The following is a 17,255-nucleotide window of genomic DNA, read 5'->3' on the forward strand; positions in this document are numbered from 1 at the left end:
CACCTCGGTGTAGGTGGTGTCACAGATGACGCCTTCGCGGGCAAGTCGGATCGCCGCACCGCTCGCGCCTACAAGGGACAAGGCAGGCACAGATCTGTAAGGGGAGAGGGTTATGAGCAGGACTACAAAAATCGCCGGTTGCGCGCTGGTCGTTGCGGTGGCACTCATCAGCTTCGGCGTCTGGCGCACCGCGCCGCCCAACCTGCTGAGCGAAGTCGCACTGCCGGACACCTGGAGCAGTCAGAACCTCTCCCGTGACGGGATTTCGGTGGCGCTTGAGGTCAAGTCATTGGCCCAGGACGGCGTGTTGCGTGAAGGCGAGTTTGCCGACGTGCAGTTCCGCGTCAGCGACAGTGCTTCAGGTCAGCCGTTGTCGGGCATCAATCCCGGCGCCTGGCTGGACCCGGAAACCATTGCCGCCGACCAGGCCCAGGGTCGGGAGAAAAGCTGCAAATCCCGGGTCGGGGTCTTCCTGAAATCGAGCATCGGCGCGCGGCCAATGCTGGATCTGAACAGCTACTTCCTGCTGGTGATGAACCGCGACGCCAGCGTCTCGGTGGTCGACCCGTCGGTTTCGGTGGGCGGCATTACCAGCACCATGTCGCGGATTGACATCAAGCAACCGCCGATGGATTGGGTCACGCCCAAGGACAACAAACGGGTGTTCGTCTCCATGCCGACCGCCGATGCAGTGGCGGTGATCGACAGCGAGCAGTTCAAACTGGTCGACTCGGTCGCCGCCGGCAGCAACCCGGTGCGCGTGGCCTTGCAACCGGACGAGCGCCTGCTGTGGGTCGGCAACAATGCCAAGACCGCCGAGCAGTCCGGGGTCACGGTGATCGACACCCGCAGCCTTAAACCACTCAAACATCTGGCCACCGGGGCCGGGCACCATGAAATCGCCTTCAGCAAAGACAGCCGTTTTGCCTTCGTCAGCAACCGCGACGACGGCACCCTGAGCATCATCGACATCGCCAGCCTGACCATCAGCAAGCAACTCAAGACCGGCTCGCACCCGCTGTCGGTGGCGTACTCGCCGCTGTCACAGGCGGTGTATGTCGCCGACGGCAAGGACGGTAGCGTGACCGTGATCGATACCGCCAGCCTCGCGGTACGGCGGGTGATCAAGATGAAACAGGGCCTGGGCCCGATGGGGTTCAGCGCGGACGGGCGTTTTGGCATCGTCCTCAATACCCTGGAAAACCAGGTGGCGGTGATCGACGCGGCCACCGATTCGATGATCCACGAGCTGGACGTGTCCGCCGAACCCTACCAAGTGGTGTTCACCAAGGCCTACGCCTACATACGCGGACTGGCCTCGGCCAAGGTCACCATGATTAACCTGTCGTCATTGGGGGCAGGCCGCACGCCGATCAGCCAGGGCTTCGAGGCCGGGCCTCAGGTGCCACGGTTGGCCGGTGATTTGCCGCTGGCCTCGAGCCTGGCGGTGTCGCGGGACGACAACGCGGTGTTCGTGGTCAACCCGGTGGACAACACCACCTATTTCTACGCCGAAGGCATGAACGCGCCGATGTCCGGCTACCCCAATCGCGGACAGGTGGCGCGGGCGGCCATGGTCATTAACCGCAGCCTGCGCGAGGTCGAGCCAGGGCTCTACAGTTCGCGGATCAAGCTGCCAGCCGCCGGGCGTTTCGACGTGGCGTTCCTGCTCAACCAGCCGAACATCATCCATTGCTTCACGGCGCTGGTTGAGCCGGACCCGAACCTTGCCACGCTTCCCGGCGTGCCCAAGGTCGAGTTCATGCTCGATAAATCCACGGCCGCCCTCGGCAGCCCCTACACCGTGCGGTTTCGCATCGTCCAGGGCAAACAGAAGGCACAGCGCAGCGGGGTCAAGGACGTTCAGGTGCGCTACTTCCGCGCCCCGACTTCCCGGGCCCAACAGGTCGCGGCCCTTGAAGTGGGCAACGGCATCTATGAAGCCCCGGTGACCCTCGACCAGAACGGCGCCTGGTACCTGCACGTTCGCGCGGCGTCCCTTGGCGCGAGTTTCGATGACAAGACCTTTGCCAGCGTTCGGGTGATTCCCGGCGATGCCCACTGAAGAGGAAACCGACATGAACCGATTCGCACACCGTGGACTGCTGACGTTCTGCCTGTTGGCCGTCGGCATCGGCCAAGCCCTGGCGCACTCGGCGGATGAACACGCCGGGCACGACATGCCGGCCAAAAGCGCCAGTTCGGAGAGCACCCAGGTCAAATTCGCCGACGTCGCGCTGGTGGACCAGAATGGCAAGCCGGTGCGTCTGGAAAAGGACCTGGTGACTAACAAGATCGTAGTCATGAGTTTCATCTACACCAGTTGCACCACGGTGTGCCCGGTGGTGTCCTCGATCATGGGCAAGGTGCAGAAGCAACTTGGCGCCCGGGTCGGTGACGAAGTGCAGCTGGTATCCATAAGCATCGACCCGCAGCGCGACGACGCCAAGCGCCTCAATGACTACGCCCGCAGTTTCCAGAAGGGGCCGGGCTGGAGCTGGCTGACCGGCAGCTCGCAGTCGATCAACGAAACCCTCAAGGGCCTCGGTTCGTTCAGCGGTGACTTCAAAAGTCATCAACCGCTGATTCTGGTGGGGGACGGCAACAGCCGCCACTGGACTCGCTATTACGGCTTCACCGATCCGGCCGTGCTGACCCGCCAGGTCGAGAAACTCAGCGGCCAGCGCAACGCCCACGCCAAACGCACCGCCATTGCCATGGAGCACCAGCCATGAAAGCGCTCGCCTTGATCTTCCTTACGATGTGTTTTTGTGTGATCAGCTTCATGGCGTTTTCCCATGAAGGCCACACAGAGCCCGCACCTACCGTGGCCGCCGCGCAACCGGCAACCGGTACCCGGGATGCGAAAACCTGGTTCACCGACACACCGTTGCAGGACCAGAACGGCAACACGCTGCGTTTTTACAGTGACGCGCTGGAAAACCGCGTGGTGCTGCTGAACGTGATTTTCACCAGTTGCAACGATGCCTGCCCGCTGATCACCCAAAAGCTCAAGGAAGTCCGTGAAGTGCTGGGCGACAAGGCCGATGGCATTACCTTTATTTCCCTTACCAGTGATCCGCTGCGCGATACGCCGGCGGTACTCAAGGCTTACACCTTGAAGCAGGGCGTCGATGGCCCCCACTGGCTTTTTCTCACCGGCGACAAGGCGCAAATGGACCTTGTACTGGGGCGCATCGGCCAGATTGTGCCGACCCCCGAGCAGCACTCGACGCAGCTGATTGTCGGTGACGTGGCCAACAAGCGCTGGAGCAAGATCCGTCCCGATGCACCGGCCGCCGCCATTGCCCAGCGCTTGCAGTTGCTGACAATGCCCGTGGCCGGTCGTTGAGCACGCGCCATGAAAATTGCCCTCGTCCTCGGCCTGCTACTGATTGGCGGCATCAGCTTCACCGCTAATGCGTTGCCGCTGAACCCCAGCGAAAGCGCCGGTAAACGGTTGTATCGCGAGGGCGTGTCCGCAAGCGGCGAGCCGGTCATGGCTCGGGTGGGCGCGGCGGACATGCTGCTGCCCGCCACGAGCCTGCCATGCGCCAATTGCCATGGCGCCGATGCCCAAGGGCGACCCGAAGGCGGGGTACGGCCGCCGGACATCAGCTGGTCGCGGCTCTCCAGCAGTTACGGTCAGCAGATCAACGGTCGCAATTACCCGGCCTACACGGAGGGCACACTGGCCCGGGCAATCCAAGAGGGGCGCGATTCGGCGAATAATCGGCTCGACCCGGCGATGCCCCGGTTCGTGCTGTCGATGAATGATCAGCGCAACCTCACGGCCTACCTCAAACGCGTGGCCGATGACCGCGACCCCGGGTTGACCGCCGACAGCCTGCACTTGGGCACCTTGTTGCCCAGACAGGGACCGTTGAGCACGGAGGGCGCCACGATGGCGGCGGTGCTCAAGGGCAGCGTGGCGCGGATTAACGAGGCGGGTGGGATTCATGGTCGGCAATTGCGCCTGACCATCCTCGATCCGGGCCCGGACCGCGCCAGTGCCGAACAGGCGCTGGACCGCTTGATTGAGCAGGAACAGGTGTTCGCCCTGATCGCACCACTGGCACCTGCGCTCGACACGGAGCTGGTCACGCGGCTGGAACGCGCCGGTATTCCGCTGATCGGGCCGCTCTCGCTGCAGGGCATGGCCCCGGCCAGCCGGCAGATTTTCGAACCGCTGTCAGGGCTGCGCGAGCAACTGATTGCCTTGGCCGACTACGGTGCCGCCAATTTGCGCTTGCTCCAGGGACCGACGCTGATCGTCTACCCGGACGAACCGGGCCAACGGCTGGCGGCGCAGAACCTCGGCCAGTACCTGCAAGAGAACGCCTGGCAGCAAGTGCGCCTGCAGGCCTACAACTTGGTGCAGGACGAGTTGCCGCTGGGCTCGCGATCGGTGTTTTACCTGGGCAGCGGCGTCGGTTTCAGTCGACTCGCCGAGCGCCTGCAAACGGCGGGGCAGGTGCCTTACCTGTTCGCCGCGTCGAATCAGGTGGCAGGCGACCTGTTTCAATTGCCGAGCGGTTTTTCCCGGCGGGTGTTTCTGGCCTATCCGTTCGTCCCCAGTGACTGGACGCTGGCCGGGCGCCTGGCCTTGACGCAACTGCGCGAGCACCAGGGGCTCGGTGGTGAGCACGCGGTGCTGCAAGTCGGCGCCTACAGTTCGATGCTGCTGCTCAGCGAAGGCATGAAGCAGGCCGGACGCGACGCCAGCCGCGAAAAACTCATCAGTGCCCTGGAAGGTTTGCACGATTTCGACACCGGGCTGACCCCGCTGCTCAGCTTCGGTCCGGGCCGCCGACTGGGCTTGAGAGGTGCCCATATCGTCACCGTAGATTTGCCCGACCAGCGCTTCTTTCTGGTCGCACCGTACAAACCCATTGCCGCGACACCCTGACGGGAGACTTGATAATGAAACTCAAGACACTGCTGATCCTGTTGACGTTGTGGGTCCCCGTGGCCTTCTGCAACAACGGTCCGGCTGCCGCGCGGGTCAATGGCGAGGAAATTTCCGAGTTCCGCCTCGAGCGCTATTTCGCCGAATACCTGGAGGACCAGGGCCGCGCAGTCGGTAGCATTCGCAATCCCACGGCGTACAAGCAATTGCGCCAGAAAGCACTCGACGTGCTGATCGACAAGGAGTTGCTGTGGCAGGAAGCGGTCAAGCGCGGGGTGGTGATCAACGATGAAGTGGTAAAAAGCCAGGTCGAGCAGACCCGGCAAGCGATTGGCGGTGCCGAAGTGTTCGCCCGCCGGCTCGAAGACGCCGGTTTCGATGAAGCCAGTTTTACCGAGTACACACGCCGCGAGCTCGCCGCCCAGCAAGTCTTTGCCGACCTCGTAAATGTCGCTGAGCCGGACGAAAAACAGGTCCGCGCGTTCTTCGAGGAACACCGTGCCGAGATGAACCGGCCTGAGCAGATCCAGGCGCGGCACATCCTGGTCAAAGTGCCTCAGGGGGCCGATGCCGCCACAGTTGAAGCAGCCCGGCTACGCTTAGAAGAGATGCGGGTGAAAATCAGCCGGGGCGAGGACTTTGCCAGCGTTGCCCGGGCCGGCTCCGAAGATGCCTCCGCCGCCGAAGGCGGAGATCTGGGCTATTTTCCTCGTGGGCGCATGATGCCGGAGTTCGAAGCAGTGGCGTTTGCCCTGACGCCGGGGGCCGTCAGCGCGCCAGTGCGCACACCGTTGGGCTGGCATTTGATTTACCTGCAGAACCACCAGGAGGCGGCCGATGTCTCAGAAGTTCAGGGACTTGAAATGGTTCGGGCTTACCTTGCCCGACAGCAAAAGTCCCAGGCTCGTCTACAGGTTCTGGGGCAGTTGCGATCAAGCAATCGAATCGAGCGGATTGACGACGATTGAAGGTTCCCCCCCAAATGTGGGGAAAGCTTCAGGGCAAATCCGGACGCTTCCCCGCCTTTGGGGGACGGGGTTCCTGAACGAAAAGATTTTTTCATGAAAATCATAGAGATGAAGCGGTCGAAAACCGGCGCTCAGTCTGGCATGAAGTGTGCGTTAGCCTAAGTGAGGCGCGTACTCCCAGGCACGAATATCGGACCTGCGGTTTCAAGGAGTCCACCTTGTTAAACAAAGTACTGGTTGTTGAAGACGAACAGCTTCTTGCGGAAAACCTCCAGGGTTACCTGCAGGCGCAAGCGCTGGAAGTCCGGATAGCTCACAACGGTGAAACAGCCATCGGCGAAGCCGAACGTTTTTCACCCGATGTGATGGTGTTCGATTACCGCTTGCCCGATATGGAAGGCTTTCAGGTGCTCGATGCCGTCCGCCAGAACAGGAAGTGCCATTTTGTGCTGATTACCGGGCACCCAACCGCTGAAGTCTGTGAGCGGGCCCGGCAACTGGGCGTCAGCCATATCCTGTTCAAACCGTTTCCGTTGGCGGAATTGGCCCGTGCAGTCTGTGATCTTCTAGGGATGAAGCGCGAATACCGAGCAGGCGCGAGCCCATCCGAAGGATTCGTCGAACGACGCCAGAGCAGGACCGAAAGCTTCCCGCTGCAGTTGTACGACGGCAGTTGGGTGCTGGCAGATCGTCGACGAAGTTCATCGACCTCCAAGGCACCAGACGACCAACAATTGCTCACCGGGGAGTAGTGGCGCGACAAGACGTTCCGGCATACGCCGCAATGGCCTGCCGCGTCGACAGGGCTCAAAGCCCCCGGCGTTGGAGAGCATGCCATGGACCGTCTATCCCTTGCCGTAGAACCGGCGCTGTTGGAATGTGTACCGTCTCGCTTTTCCAGTGAACAACTGGCCCAGGCCCGGGCCCGGGCAACCAGTACCGGCGAGCGGGTTCTGGAGGCCCTCGGGGTGTTGTGCGAACTGGCCCCCATGCCCTTCATCCAGTGCCTCGGCGCTACCCTGTATTATCCGGTGCTCGACACCGACACCCTGTTTCAAGCCACCCCGGTGTTCGACCGGGTCACCCTGGCCCAATGCCTCAAGCGCGAATTCATCCTGCTGCGTCACGACGATGCGGTCATTGGCGTGTTCGCCGACCCGTTCGACACGGCTCGTCTGGCCTGGATCGACGACTGCCTGCACGGCGCGCCGCTGTATCTGGTGCACGCCGACGACCTGAAAGCCTACCTGGCCCGTCATGAAGAGAGCTTCCACGCGGTGGAATCGCTCAACGCCCAGGCCGACGCCAATGTCGAAATCGATACCCTGCAAAGCCTGTCCCTGACCAGCATCAGCGAAGACGCCAGCGTGGTGGTCAAGCTGGTCAACTCGACCCTCTACGACGCGCTGAAAATGCACGCCAGCGACATCCACCTGGGCACCACCGGCAGCGGCCTGGTGATCAAGTACCGGATCGACGGCGTGCTGAACAACATCAGCAAAATCCAGGGCAGCGAGTTCGCCGAGCAGGTGATTTCCCGGGTCAAAGTCATGGCCGAACTGGACATCGGCGAAAAACGCGTGCCTCAGGACGGTCGCTTCAAGATTGGCATCAGCGGCCGGCAGATCGACTTCCGGGTCTCGATCATGCCGAGCATTTTTGGCGAAGACGCGGTGCTGCGAGTGCTCGACAAACAGGACCTGGCGGACAAGGTCAGCGGCGTGCAATTGCAGGCCTTGGGCTTTGAAGAAGACACCCTGCGCCAGCTGCGCCGGTTGGCCGCCGAACCCTACGGCATGGTCCTGGTGACCGGCCCGACCGGTAGCGGCAAGACCACCACGCTCTACGCCATGATCACCGAGATCAACCACGGCGTGGACAAGATCATCACCATTGAAGACCCGGTGGAATATCAACTGCCGGGCGTGCTGCAAATCCCGGTCAATGAAAAGAAAGGCCTGACCTTTGCCCGTGGTCTGCGCTCGATCCTGCGCCATGACCCGGACAAGATCATGGTCGGTGAGATCCGCGACCCAGACACCGCGCAGATCGCCGTGCAATCAGCCCTGACCGGGCACCTGGTGTTCACCACCATTCACGCCAACAACGTGTTCGACGTAATCGGTCGGTTCACCCAGATGGAAATCGACCCTTACAGTCTCGTCTCTGCACTCAATGCCGTACTGGCCCAGCGGTTGATCCGCCTGGTGTGCGCCAGTTGCAGCGCGCCGAGCAACCCGACCGATGAAGAGCTGCGCCTCTCCGGGCTCGATCCGCAAAAAGTCGATCATTACCACTTCGTTCACGGCAAAGGCTGCGGCCATTGCCGGGGCACCGGTTATCGCGGGCGGACCGCGATTGCCGAGCTGCTGCACCTGGACGACGAACTGCGGCAGATGATCGTCGAGCGCCAACCCGTTGCGAAAATCAAGGCACACGCTTGCAAACGTGGCTTGCGCTTGTTGCGCGAGTCCGCTCTGGAACTGGTTGCTGAGGGGCGGACCACGCTCGAGGAGATCAATCGTGTCACTTTTGTCTCGTGATCGTTATGTCGCCGTGCTCGGCGCCAGTGGTGTCGGCCTGGGACAGCGCAAGGGTAGCGACACCTTGTGGCTGGGCAGCGTCGGCTTTATCGACGAAGGCTTCCATGCCTGGACCGTCGCCCTCGAAACCCTCGACCGCTTGCTGGGCGAACACGCGCCAGCCGGTGCGGAATTGAGCGTGGTGGTCTCCGGTCACTTCAGCCGCTTCTGCCTGGTGCCCTGGAGCGAACAAATCAGCAGTCCCGACGAATTGCTCGGGTTTGCCCAACTGTGTTTCGAAGACCTCTACGGCGTGCCGTCCCAACCCTGGAGCATGGTGCTGTCGGCCGAACCTGCGGGCTACGACCGGATCGCCACCGCGCTGCCGCAAGACTTGCTGACGCGTCTGCGCAGCCTGGTCAGCGGTCGCGGCCTGCGCCTTCGTTCGGTGCAGCCGTACCTGATGGCGGCGTTCAATCACTTCGATAAAAGCCTCGACGCCGGTGACTTCCTGTTCGTGGTCGCCGAGCCGGTGCGCAGTGTCTTGCTGCTGGCCAGGGAAGGGCGCTGGACCTCGGTGCGTTCGGTGGGCAGCAGCGACAGCGATGCCGCACTGACCGCGCTGATCGGCCGGGAAAACCAGTTGCAGGCCTCCACCAGCGAGCGGCCGCTGAACGTTTACTTGCACGCACCGGCGCGCATCGAGGTGCAGCCTGACGTACCCGGTGTGCACTTGCGCACCCTCGAAGAAGACCGGACAGCCGTACACGATTGTTTGTACGTGATGTCTCGGGCGGTGGCCTGACTTGCGCGCCCTGACGCTCGACTTCCAGCCACGCCGCCGCTCGGGCCCATTGGGTTGGAGCCTGCTGGCCGGTGGCGTGGTGCTGGTCGTGACCTGTTTTGTCGCCCAGCAGCACGTAGCCGAACAGGCCTCGCAACAGCAAGGCCATTTGCAAAACGCCCAGCGCGAACTCACCGGCGATACCGGCAGCAAAGTCACCCTGAGCCCAGCCGAAACCCGCGAACAGGCACAGAACCTGGCGGAAATGCGCAAGGTCTCGCAGCAACTGCGCCGGCCCTGGGAACGTCTGTTCGCCATGCTCGAAGCGATGCCCCGAGACAACATCGCCTTGCTGACCCTGACCCCGGATGCCCGCAAGGGCCAAGTGCGCATCAGCGCCGAAGCACGGGACCTGGAAGCGATGCTCGACTTCCACCGCCGTCTCGAAGCCAGCGACGAGCTCTCCGATGTGTCGCTGCTCAGCCACGAAATTGTCGTGAAATCGCCGGAACAACCGGTGCAATTCAACCTGTCGGCTAGCTGGGAGATCGGCGATGCAAATCCCTAGATTGATCGTCCACGAATACCTCCAAGGCCTGGGCGTGCCCGGCCTGGCTGGCTTGGCGATGTTGCTGCTGGCGCTGGCCTGGGCCCTGGGTGGCCTGATGCCGGACTGGAATTCGTTGCAAACCCTCAGCCAGCAGACCCGCGAAGCCGGCGAGTACCTGGCCAAGGTTGAAGACGGCAGTGTCGCCGCCCCGGTGGTGCCGCAACGTCAGCTCGACGACTTCCGCAGCAAGCTTCCGTCGCAGCCCCAAGCCACCGTGGCCATCGACAAGATCTACGCGCTGGCGGCCCAGGAGCACATCACCTTGGCGCGCGGTGAATACTCGCTGGGCATCGACCCCAAGACCCACTTGGCCCGTTATCAGATTCTGCTGCCGGTGCGTGGCAGCTACCCGCAACTGCGGCGCTTCCTGCACGCGTTGCTCGGCCAGTTGCCGGCCGTGGTGGTGGAGGACGTGGAGTTTCAGCGTAAAAAAATCGCCGACACCGACCTGACCGGGCGGATCCGCATGACCCTTTACCTGTCGAGGTCATGATGAATACCAAGCGCGTAGTGGGTTGGGTGGCGTTCTTCGGCGTGGCCGCGGCGCTGACCTGGGGGCCTGATTACTTCATGCCGGCGGACGACGGCGACGCTTCAGACGCGGCCGTGGCAACGCCCGCCAAAAGCAAAATCCGCGGCGCGCTTCCAGCCGCCGCGGCCACTGGCAAACCCGCCGTGATCAAAGACCTGACCCCGTCTGGCGACCTGTTCGCGGCCCGCAGCTGGAAGGTGGCGCCCAAGCTTGCCAGCGTCACCGAACAACCCGTCAACCAGACCCCGGTGGTGCAAGTCCCCAGCGCACCGCCGATGCCTTTCCAGTTCGTCGGCAAGCTGAATGACCGTTCTGACCTGCAAGTGTTTTTGCAGAACGGCGAAAAAATATACGTCGTGCGCAAAGGGGATGTGATCGACGACACCTGGCGGATCGAAGGGATTTCCGATGTGGAACTCAGCTTTGTCTACCTGCCTCTGCATTTGTCCCAGACCTTGTCTGTGGGGAGCACGCAATGAACAGTTCCCGTTTGTTGATGAACCTTTGTATATGCGTAGGGCTGGCTGCGTGCAGTTCGGCGCAGGTCGCCAAGCAGGAAGCAACCGACCTGATGGAGTCGGGGCAGTACGAAGCCGGCCTGGCGCGCATTGAGGAAGGGCTGAAGGAAAACCCTCGGGATACCGAACTGCACCTGGCCCTGACCAGCGGCCGTGCGCGTGCGGTGACGGCATTGTTGACCCAGGCCGACATGGATCGCGCCCAGCGTGATTTCGCTTCGGCACGCCTGGAGTATGGCCGGGTGTTGACCATCGAACCCAACAACCGCCGCGCCCAGGATTCAATGCGCCAACTTGAGCACATGCGCAGTCTCGATGACAAACTTGAACTGGCCCGGGGTGACCTGCGTCGCGGCGACATCTACGGCGCCGACCGTCAGGTGAAACAGATCCTCGAACTGGACCCCAAGAATGGCGGCGCCCTGGAGTTGCAAGACAATATCCGTCTGGTGCAAAGCCGCAACGTGATTCCTTATCCGCAACTGCGCACCCGCCTCGACCGGCCGGTGACCCTGGAATTTCGCGATGCCAACCTGAAAACCATCTTCGAAGTGCTGTCCCAAGTCGCCGGTTTGAACTTCATCTTCGACAAGGACCTGCGCCCGGACATGAAAGCCACCATCTTCGTGCGTGACGTGCGCATCGAAGACGCCGTGGAATTGCTGCTGCAACAGAACCAGTTGCATCAGAAAGTGGTGAACGAAAACACCTTGCTGATCTACCCCGACTCGCCGCAAAAGCTCAAGGATTATCAAGAACTGGTGATGCGCACGTTCTACCTGACCAGCATCGACGCCAACACCGCGCTGAACATGATCAAAACCATGCTCAAGACCCGTGACGTGTTCGTCGATGAACGCCTCAACACCCTGACCATGCGCGACACCGAAGACGCCGTGCGCATGGCCGAGAAACTCCTGCAATCCCAGGACCAGTCCAACCCGGAAGTGGTGCTGGAAGTGGAGGTGATGGAAGTCGCCACCCAACGCATTCTCGACCTGGGTCTGCAATGGCCGAACACCTTTGGCGTGGTCAACAGCGACGGCTCGGCCGTGACCCTGCTCGATCAACTAAAAGGCATCAACTCCAGCCGGATCACCATCTCGCCGTCGCCTCAGGCCAAGATCAACGCTCAGGACAATGACATCAACACCCTGGCCAGCCCGGTGATTCGCGTCAGTAACCGTGAACAGGCGCGCATCCACATTGGACAGCGTGTGCCCATCATCAGCGCCACCTCCGTGCCGTCGACCCAAGGTCCGGTGATCACCGAAAGCGTCACCTATCTGGACGTCGGTCTGAAGCTCGAAGTGCAGCCGACCATCCATCTGAACAACGAAGTGGCGATCAAGATCGCACTCGAAGTCAGTAACGCCACACCACTGGAGCCGACTCGCCAGGGCACGATTCCGGTTCAGGTTGACACCCGCAACGCCCAGACCACGCTGCGTTTGCATGACGGCGAAACCCAGATCCTTGCTGGCCTGGTGCGTAACGACCATGGCGCCACCGGCAACAAGATTCCGGGCCTTGGCGACATTCCAGGTCTTGGCCGATTGTTCGGCAGCAACAAGGACACTGTCGGCAAGTCGGAGCTGGTGTTGTCGATCACGCCGCGGATCGTGCGCAACCTGCCGTACCAAAGCCCGTCGGACATGGAATTCCCCACCGGCACCGAAACCAGCATGCACATCCAGGCGCCTGACCGCCGGATGCAGACGCCGATTCAGAATGAACACATCGATCGGCCGGTCGCTTCCACCACCCAAGTCGTTATCGAGAAGCCTTGATCATGAACGCCTCGCAACGTGGTTTTACCTTGATCGAAGTCGTGGTGACGCTGGCCCTGATCGGCCTGCTGGCCGGCATGGCCGCGCCGCTGACCGAGACCGTGGTGCGCCGGGGCAAAGAACAGGAATTGCGCACGGCGCTGTACCAGATCCGCGACGCCATCGACGCCTACAAACGCGCCTTCGATGCCGGCTACATCGAGAAGTCGCTGAACAGCAGCGGCTATCCACCGGACCTGCAAGTGCTGGTGGAAGGCGTGCGTGATGTGCGCAGCGCCAAGGGTGCCAAGTTCTACTTTTTACGGCGCGTGCCCCATGACCCGCTGACGCCGGTCAAGCGTGACGACGACGGTGGCTGGGGCTTGCGCTCCTACGACAGCACGGCTCAAAACCCGCGGGAGGGCGTAGACGTCTTCGACGTTTACTCCCATGCACGCGGCAAGGGTCTCAACGGCATCGCGTACAAGGAGTGGTGAATCATGCGTCGGGAAAAGGGTTTTACCCTACTGGAACTGATGGTGGTCATGGCAATCATCGCGACCCTGATGACCATCGCCTTGCCACGCTATTTCAACAGCCTCGAGGCCTCGAAAGAAACCACACTGCGCCAGAGCCTGTCGGCTATGCGCGAGGCTCTGGATCACTACTACGGCGACACCGGACGCTATCCCGATTCCCTCGAACAACTGGTGGAGCAGCGTTACCTGCGCAACCCGCCGATGGACCCGATTTCCGAACGCAAGGACCTCTGGGTGCTGGTCGCGCCGCCTGACGGCGTACCGGGCGGGGTCGCCGATATCAAAAGCGGTGCCACAGGGAGGGCGCGTGATGGCAGCCTTTATTCCGAGTGGTAAGCCCGCCAACGAGGCCGGGTTCACTTACCTGGGCGTGCTCTTCCTGATCATGTTGATGGGCATGGGCCTGGCCAGTGCCGGCGAATTGTGGTCGACCGCCTCGCGCCGTGACCGTGAGCGCCAGTTGCTCTGGGTCGGCACCCAATACGCCCAGGCGTTGCGCAGTTATTACCGCAGTTCGCCGGGCCTGGCGCAGTACCCGAAAGAGCTTGAAGACCTGTTGCAGGACGAGCGTTTTCCTAACGCCAAACACCATATTCGCCAGTTGTACCCGGACCCGATCGGTGGCGGTGAATGGACGCTGATGCGCGGTTTCGACGGACGCATCACAGGCATCAACAGCCCCTCTACGGACACGCCGCTGAAGCAGTCGGACTTTCCCAGCCAGTGGTCGGATTTCACCGGCATGGCGAGCTACAAGGACTGGCAGTTTGTGGCCGAGAAGGCCTTCCTGGATGGCGCTTCGGGCCCGGCGAAAAACCAGTCCTCCACGCCTCAGGCACTGGAACGGTGATGCCTTGAACAGACACTGGCTGCCGGCCTTGATCCTGGCGTGTGTAGCGTCCTTCGCTAGTGCCGGCGAGGAGGACGAGATGCTGGGCTTTATCGTCGATGACACGATTTCGCACATCGGCCACGACTTTTACTACTCGTTCAGTGAACGCTTGCGCGCCACCAGCCCGATGGATTTCAACCTGGTGGTACGCGAACGACCTTCGGCACGCTGGGGCAGCCTGGTGACCGTGGAATATCAGCAGCGACTGGTTTATCGGCGCTTCCTGCCGCCGAACACCGTGGAACTCAAGGACGAGGCTTATGACGCCGCCGACTGGGTTCGCGGGCAGATTGTTCAGCGCAAGCTGGAAGCCTTGTTACAGGACACTACGGACCTTGAGAGGGACGAATTATGAAAACGAAAACTGTCTCACGGAACCTCGGGCTCTGGTTGATCGGGCTGGGAAGTTGCAGCCTGGTGCAGGCCACGGAGCTGGTTTACACGCCCATCAACCCCTCGTTCGGCGGCAACCCGTTGAACGGTACCTGGTTGCTGAACAACGCCCAGGCGCAAAACGATTACGACGATCCTGACCTGAAAAACCGCACGTCGGTGGCCGGGACTTCGGCCCTCGAACGCTTCACCAGCCAGTTGCAATCACGGCTGCTGGGGCAGTTGCTGGACAACATCTCCACGGGCAATACCGGGAGCCTGTCTACCGATGCTTTTATCGTCAACGTCGTCGACGACTCGGGCGCACTGACCATTGAAGTGACCGACCGAGCGACCGGTGAAATTTCGGAAATCCAGGTGAATGGCCTCGCCCCTTGACGGGGATTCGGGTCGATGGGGAGAGACGGACATGAAAAAAATAATTGCGCTGGGGCTGATGTTGGCGGCATTGCAAGGGTGCAGTTTGCGCGAGAACGTGGGTGCCGAGCAGGACACCGAATCACCGACCCTGACACCTCGGGCGTCGACCTATTACGACTTGATCAACATGCCGCGACCCAAGGGCCGGTTGATGGCGGTGGTGTACGGCTTCCGGGATCAGACCGGGCAGTACAAACCGACCCCGGCCAGTTCGTTTTCGACCAGCGTGACCCAGGGCGCGGCGAGCATGTTGATGGATGCGTTGCAGGCCAGTGGCTGGTTTGTGGTGCTGGAACGTGAAGGGCTGCAGAACTTGCTGACCGAGCGCAAGATCATCCGCGCCTCGCAGAAGAAGGCCAATACGCCGGTGAACATCCAGGGTGAACTGCCACCGCTGCAAGCGGCGAACATGATGCTCGAAGGCGGGATCATCGCCTACGACACCAATGTGCGCAGTGGCGGGGAAGGGGCGCGCTACTTGGGGATCGATATTTCCCGGGAGTATCGGGTCGATCAGGTCACGGTCAACTTGCGGGCAGTGGATGTGCGCAGTGGTCAGGTGTTGGCCAACGTCATGACCAGCAAGACGATTTACTCCGTGGGCCGCAGTGCCGGGGTGTTCAAGTTTATCGAGTTCAAGAAGTTGCTAGAGGCTGAGGTGGGTTACACCACCAACGAGCCGGCGCAGTTGTGTGTGTTGTCGGCGATCGAGGCGGCCGTCGGGCACCTTTTGGCCCAGGGGATCGAACGGCGTTTGTGGCAGGTGGCGGGGGATAATTCTTCACCTGACAACAATGCGACGCTGGATCGTTATCTGACTCAGAACAAGGTTGTGCCGGAGGGTGAGGAAGAGTGAGCCGAGGCGGCCTTCGGGCCGACCTGGTTCTTGTTGACTGAGTACATATCCATTGCTGCGGTAACGGCTGCTTATGGTTTCGCCCTTACGGCGACTCCCTTTGGCAAACGCCCCAAAGGAAGCAAAGGTCTTCGCCCCAACGTCCGGCCCCTCGCCTAGGCTCGGCGTACCCTCGCTCCGGCATTCATCTGGGGGCATCGCCTCCGGTCGGCTTCGCTTCGACCTCCTCTCGATGTGTGCGGCTTCGCCGCACGGCGCTACGCGCCCTGTAGTGGTCTAATGAAACCGGACACCTATTTAGGCGAGAATGCTCGCCAGATCGAGGTGTCAGATGACCAAACAACGCCGCTCCTTTACGGCTGAATTCAAACGCGAGGCTGCCGACCTCGTGCTCAAGCAAAACTACAGCTACATCGAAGCCAGCCGCTCACTCGGCATTGGTGAGTCAGCGCTGCGCCGCTGGGTTGACCAGGTTCAGAAAGAGCGCCAAGGCGTCACTCCGCAAAGCAAGGCGCTGACCCCAGAGCAGCAGAAAATTCAGGAGTTGGAAGCCCGGATCGCGCGGTTTGAGCGAGAAAAATCCATACTAAAAAAGGCTACCGCGCTCTTGATGTCGGAAGATCACGAGCGTTTGCGCTGATTGACCAGCTGAGTACCCATGAGCCGATTGACTGGCTGTGCAAGGTGCTCGATGTGCCCCGCTCGTGCTACTACGCCCGGCGCCTGCGGCGCCGCACGCCCGACGTTGATCGGCTTCGATTGCGCAGCCGGGTCAGTGAATTATTCTCGCAAAGCCGTAGTGCTGCGGGCAGTCGCAGCATCCTGGCATTGATGCGTGAAGACGGTGAGCAACTCGGGCGATTTAAAGTGCGCAGCTTGATGCGCGAGCTTGATTTAGTCAGCAAACAACCAGGCTCACATGCCTATAAACGAGCGACAGTAGAAAGACTCGATATCCCGAATACCTTGAACCGTGAATTTGATGTGCTCGCGCCCAATCAAGTCTGGTGCGGCGACATTACCTATATTTGGGCGCAAGGAAAATGGCATTACCTGGCTGTCGTTCTGGATCTGTGCACTCGGCGGATAGTGGGCTGGGCACTGTCGGATAAGCCGGACGCCGAACTGGTGATCAAGGCACTGGATATGGCCTACGAGCAGCGTGGCAGGCCTCCGGGTCTGCTATTCCACTCGGATCAAGGGTCGCAATATGCAAGCCGACTGTTTCGTCAGCGGTTGTGGCGATATCGCATAGGTCAGAGCATGAGTCGCCGGGGAAATTGCTGGGACAACGCACCGATGGAACGAGTATTTCGCAGCTTGAAAACAGAATGGATACCGACCCTAGGCTATCGAACTGCTCAAGAAGCTCAGCGGGATATCAGCCATTTCTTGATGCATCGTTACAACTGGATTCGGCCTCACCAATTCAACGGTGGGCTGGCGCCAGCTCGGGCCGAGGAAAAACTTAACGTCGTGTCCGGGATTAGTTGACCACTACACCCCCCCCAGATGAACGCCTCCACTCGGCCTCCCGAAGGGG

Annotated in this window: 19 protein-coding genes; all 19 read left to right on the plus strand. The window is 61.3% G+C overall.

The genetic code is table 11. From position 1 onward, the window contains the following. Positions 1-112 precede the first annotated feature (112 nt). A complete protein-coding gene (locus ACA068_RS11785; RefSeq protein ID WP_497309942.1) occupies positions 113-2,065 on the plus strand; it encodes a cytochrome D1 domain-containing protein in 1,953 nt (650 codons plus the stop codon). A 13-nt stretch (positions 2,066-2,078) separates the two neighbouring features. Then, entirely contained in the window at positions 2,079-2,735 is a 657-nt protein-coding gene (locus tag ACA068_RS11790; RefSeq protein WP_497309943.1) for an SCO family protein, read from the plus strand. Then, positions 2,732-3,352 (plus strand): SCO family protein, encoded by a 621-nt coding sequence (locus ACA068_RS11795; protein ID WP_497309945.1) that lies wholly within the window; start codon positions 2,732-2,734, stop codon positions 3,350-3,352. Before ACA068_RS11790 ends, ACA068_RS11795 begins: the two co-directional genes overlap by 4 nt. A 9-nt stretch (positions 3,353-3,361) precedes the next feature. Next, entirely contained in the window at positions 3,362-4,909 is a 1,548-nt protein-coding gene (locus ACA068_RS11800; RefSeq protein ID WP_497309947.1) for a cytochrome c/ABC transporter substrate-binding protein, read from the plus strand. Positions 4,910-4,923: 14 nt separating this feature from the next. Continuing rightward, a complete protein-coding gene (locus tag ACA068_RS11805; protein WP_497309949.1) occupies positions 4,924-5,877 on the plus strand; it encodes a peptidylprolyl isomerase in 954 nt (317 codons plus the stop codon). 218 nt (positions 5,878-6,095) lie between these two features. Further along, a complete protein-coding gene (locus tag ACA068_RS11810; protein ID WP_497309951.1) occupies positions 6,096-6,629 on the plus strand; it encodes a response regulator in 534 nt (177 codons plus the stop codon). Positions 6,630-6,713: 84 nt separating this feature from the next. Next, complete coding sequence (locus tag ACA068_RS11815) at positions 6,714-8,420, plus strand: GspE/PulE family protein (RefSeq protein WP_497309953.1); 1,707 nt, start codon at positions 6,714-6,716, stop codon at positions 8,418-8,420. Further along, the gene (locus ACA068_RS11820; protein ID WP_497309955.1) at positions 8,401-9,204 is read left to right on the plus strand and encodes a hypothetical protein; all 804 of its coding nucleotides are present in this window, start codon (positions 8,401-8,403) and stop codon (positions 9,202-9,204) included. Before ACA068_RS11815 ends, ACA068_RS11820 begins: the two co-directional genes overlap by 20 nt. A gap of 1 nt (position 9,205) precedes the next feature. After that, on the plus strand, positions 9,206-9,751 hold the full coding sequence (locus tag ACA068_RS11825) for a PilN domain-containing protein (protein WP_497309957.1): 546 nt from the start codon (positions 9,206-9,208) through the stop codon (positions 9,749-9,751). Continuing rightward, positions 9,738-10,286 carry a GspMb/PilO family protein gene (locus tag ACA068_RS11830; RefSeq protein WP_497309959.1) on the plus strand — a complete coding sequence of 183 codons (549 nt, stop codon included), beginning with the start codon at positions 9,738-9,740 and terminating at the stop codon, positions 10,284-10,286. Before ACA068_RS11825 ends, ACA068_RS11830 begins: the two co-directional genes overlap by 14 nt. Continuing rightward, positions 10,286-10,804: a hypothetical protein gene (locus ACA068_RS11835; RefSeq protein ID WP_497309961.1), complete on the plus strand. Its 519-nt coding sequence runs from the start codon at positions 10,286-10,288 to the stop codon at positions 10,802-10,804. The genes ACA068_RS11830 and ACA068_RS11835 overlap by 1 nt, the downstream gene beginning before the upstream one ends. After that, positions 10,801-12,633, plus strand: a complete 1,833-nt coding sequence (locus ACA068_RS11840; RefSeq protein WP_497309963.1) for a type II secretion system protein GspD — start codon at positions 10,801-10,803, stop codon at positions 12,631-12,633. Before ACA068_RS11835 ends, ACA068_RS11840 begins: the two co-directional genes overlap by 4 nt. A gap of 2 nt (positions 12,634-12,635) precedes the next feature. After that, positions 12,636-13,109, plus strand: coding sequence for a type II secretion system protein (locus ACA068_RS11845; protein WP_497309965.1), 474 nt, complete (start codon positions 12,636-12,638; stop codon positions 13,107-13,109). Between the two features lie 3 nt (positions 13,110-13,112). Further along, entirely contained in the window at positions 13,113-13,487 is a 375-nt protein-coding gene (locus tag ACA068_RS11850) for a type II secretion system protein (RefSeq protein WP_042932745.1), read from the plus strand. Further along, entirely contained in the window at positions 13,462-14,001 is a 540-nt protein-coding gene (locus ACA068_RS11855) for a type II secretion system protein (protein ID WP_497309967.1), read from the plus strand. The genes ACA068_RS11850 and ACA068_RS11855 overlap by 26 nt, the downstream gene beginning before the upstream one ends. 4 nt (positions 14,002-14,005) lie before the next feature. After that, complete coding sequence (gene csgE, locus ACA068_RS11860; RefSeq protein ID WP_497309969.1) at positions 14,006-14,398, plus strand: curli production assembly/transport protein CsgE; 393 nt, start codon at positions 14,006-14,008, stop codon at positions 14,396-14,398. Further along, on the plus strand, positions 14,395-14,814 hold the full coding sequence (locus ACA068_RS11865) for a curli assembly protein CsgF (protein ID WP_403105729.1): 420 nt from the start codon (positions 14,395-14,397) through the stop codon (positions 14,812-14,814). Before csgE ends, ACA068_RS11865 begins: the two co-directional genes overlap by 4 nt. A 31-nt stretch (positions 14,815-14,845) precedes the next feature. After that, complete coding sequence (locus tag ACA068_RS11870; protein WP_497309971.1) at positions 14,846-15,712, plus strand: CsgG/HfaB family protein; 867 nt, start codon at positions 14,846-14,848, stop codon at positions 15,710-15,712. A 331-nt stretch (positions 15,713-16,043) separates the two neighbouring features. After that, positions 16,044-17,206, plus strand: a protein-coding gene (locus ACA068_RS11875) for an IS3 family transposase (protein WP_497309973.1) whose coding sequence is annotated in 2 segments (ribosomal slippage) — positions 16,044-16,299 and positions 16,299-17,206 — 1,164 coding nt in all. Because the reading frame shifts where the segments join, the coding sequence is not laid out codon by codon here. Positions 17,207-17,255: the final 49 nt, after the last annotated feature.

It is taken from the genome of Pseudomonas sp. LBUM1660 (assembly GCF_059695935.1).

Bases quoted from the DNA above. Each gene is read 5' to 3' on its own strand.
- ACA068_RS11800 (WP_497309947.1), top strand. From the start codon at position 3,362: ATGAAAATTGCCCTCGTCCTCGGCCTGCTACTGATTGGCGGCATCAGC.
- ACA068_RS11830 (WP_497309959.1), top strand. From the start codon at position 9,738: ATGCAAATCCCTAGATTGATCGTCCACGAATACCTCCAAGGCCTGGGC.
- ACA068_RS11815 (WP_497309953.1), top strand. From the start codon at position 6,714: ATGGACCGTCTATCCCTTGCCGTAGAACCGGCGCTGTTGGAATGTGTA.
- ACA068_RS11840 (WP_497309963.1), top strand. From the start codon at position 10,801: ATGAACAGTTCCCGTTTGTTGATGAACCTTTGTATATGCGTAGGGCTG.
- ACA068_RS11850 (WP_042932745.1), top strand. From the start codon at position 13,113: ATGCGTCGGGAAAAGGGTTTTACCCTACTGGAACTGATGGTGGTCATG.
- ACA068_RS11790 (WP_497309943.1), top strand. From the start codon at position 2,079: ATGAACCGATTCGCACACCGTGGACTGCTGACGTTCTGCCTGTTGGCC.
- ACA068_RS11845 (WP_497309965.1), top strand. From the start codon at position 12,636: ATGAACGCCTCGCAACGTGGTTTTACCTTGATCGAAGTCGTGGTGACG.
- ACA068_RS11785 (WP_497309942.1), top strand. From the start codon at position 113: ATGAGCAGGACTACAAAAATCGCCGGTTGCGCGCTGGTCGTTGCGGTG.
- ACA068_RS11795 (WP_497309945.1), top strand. From the start codon at position 2,732: ATGAAAGCGCTCGCCTTGATCTTCCTTACGATGTGTTTTTGTGTGATC.
- ACA068_RS11855 (WP_497309967.1), top strand. From the start codon at position 13,462: ATGGCAGCCTTTATTCCGAGTGGTAAGCCCGCCAACGAGGCCGGGTTC.
- ACA068_RS11865 (WP_403105729.1), top strand. From the start codon at position 14,395: ATGAAAACGAAAACTGTCTCACGGAACCTCGGGCTCTGGTTGATCGGG.
- ACA068_RS11835 (WP_497309961.1), top strand. From the start codon at position 10,286: ATGAATACCAAGCGCGTAGTGGGTTGGGTGGCGTTCTTCGGCGTGGCC.
- ACA068_RS11870 (WP_497309971.1), top strand. From the start codon at position 14,846: ATGAAAAAAATAATTGCGCTGGGGCTGATGTTGGCGGCATTGCAAGGG.
- ACA068_RS11805 (WP_497309949.1), top strand. From the start codon at position 4,924: ATGAAACTCAAGACACTGCTGATCCTGTTGACGTTGTGGGTCCCCGTG.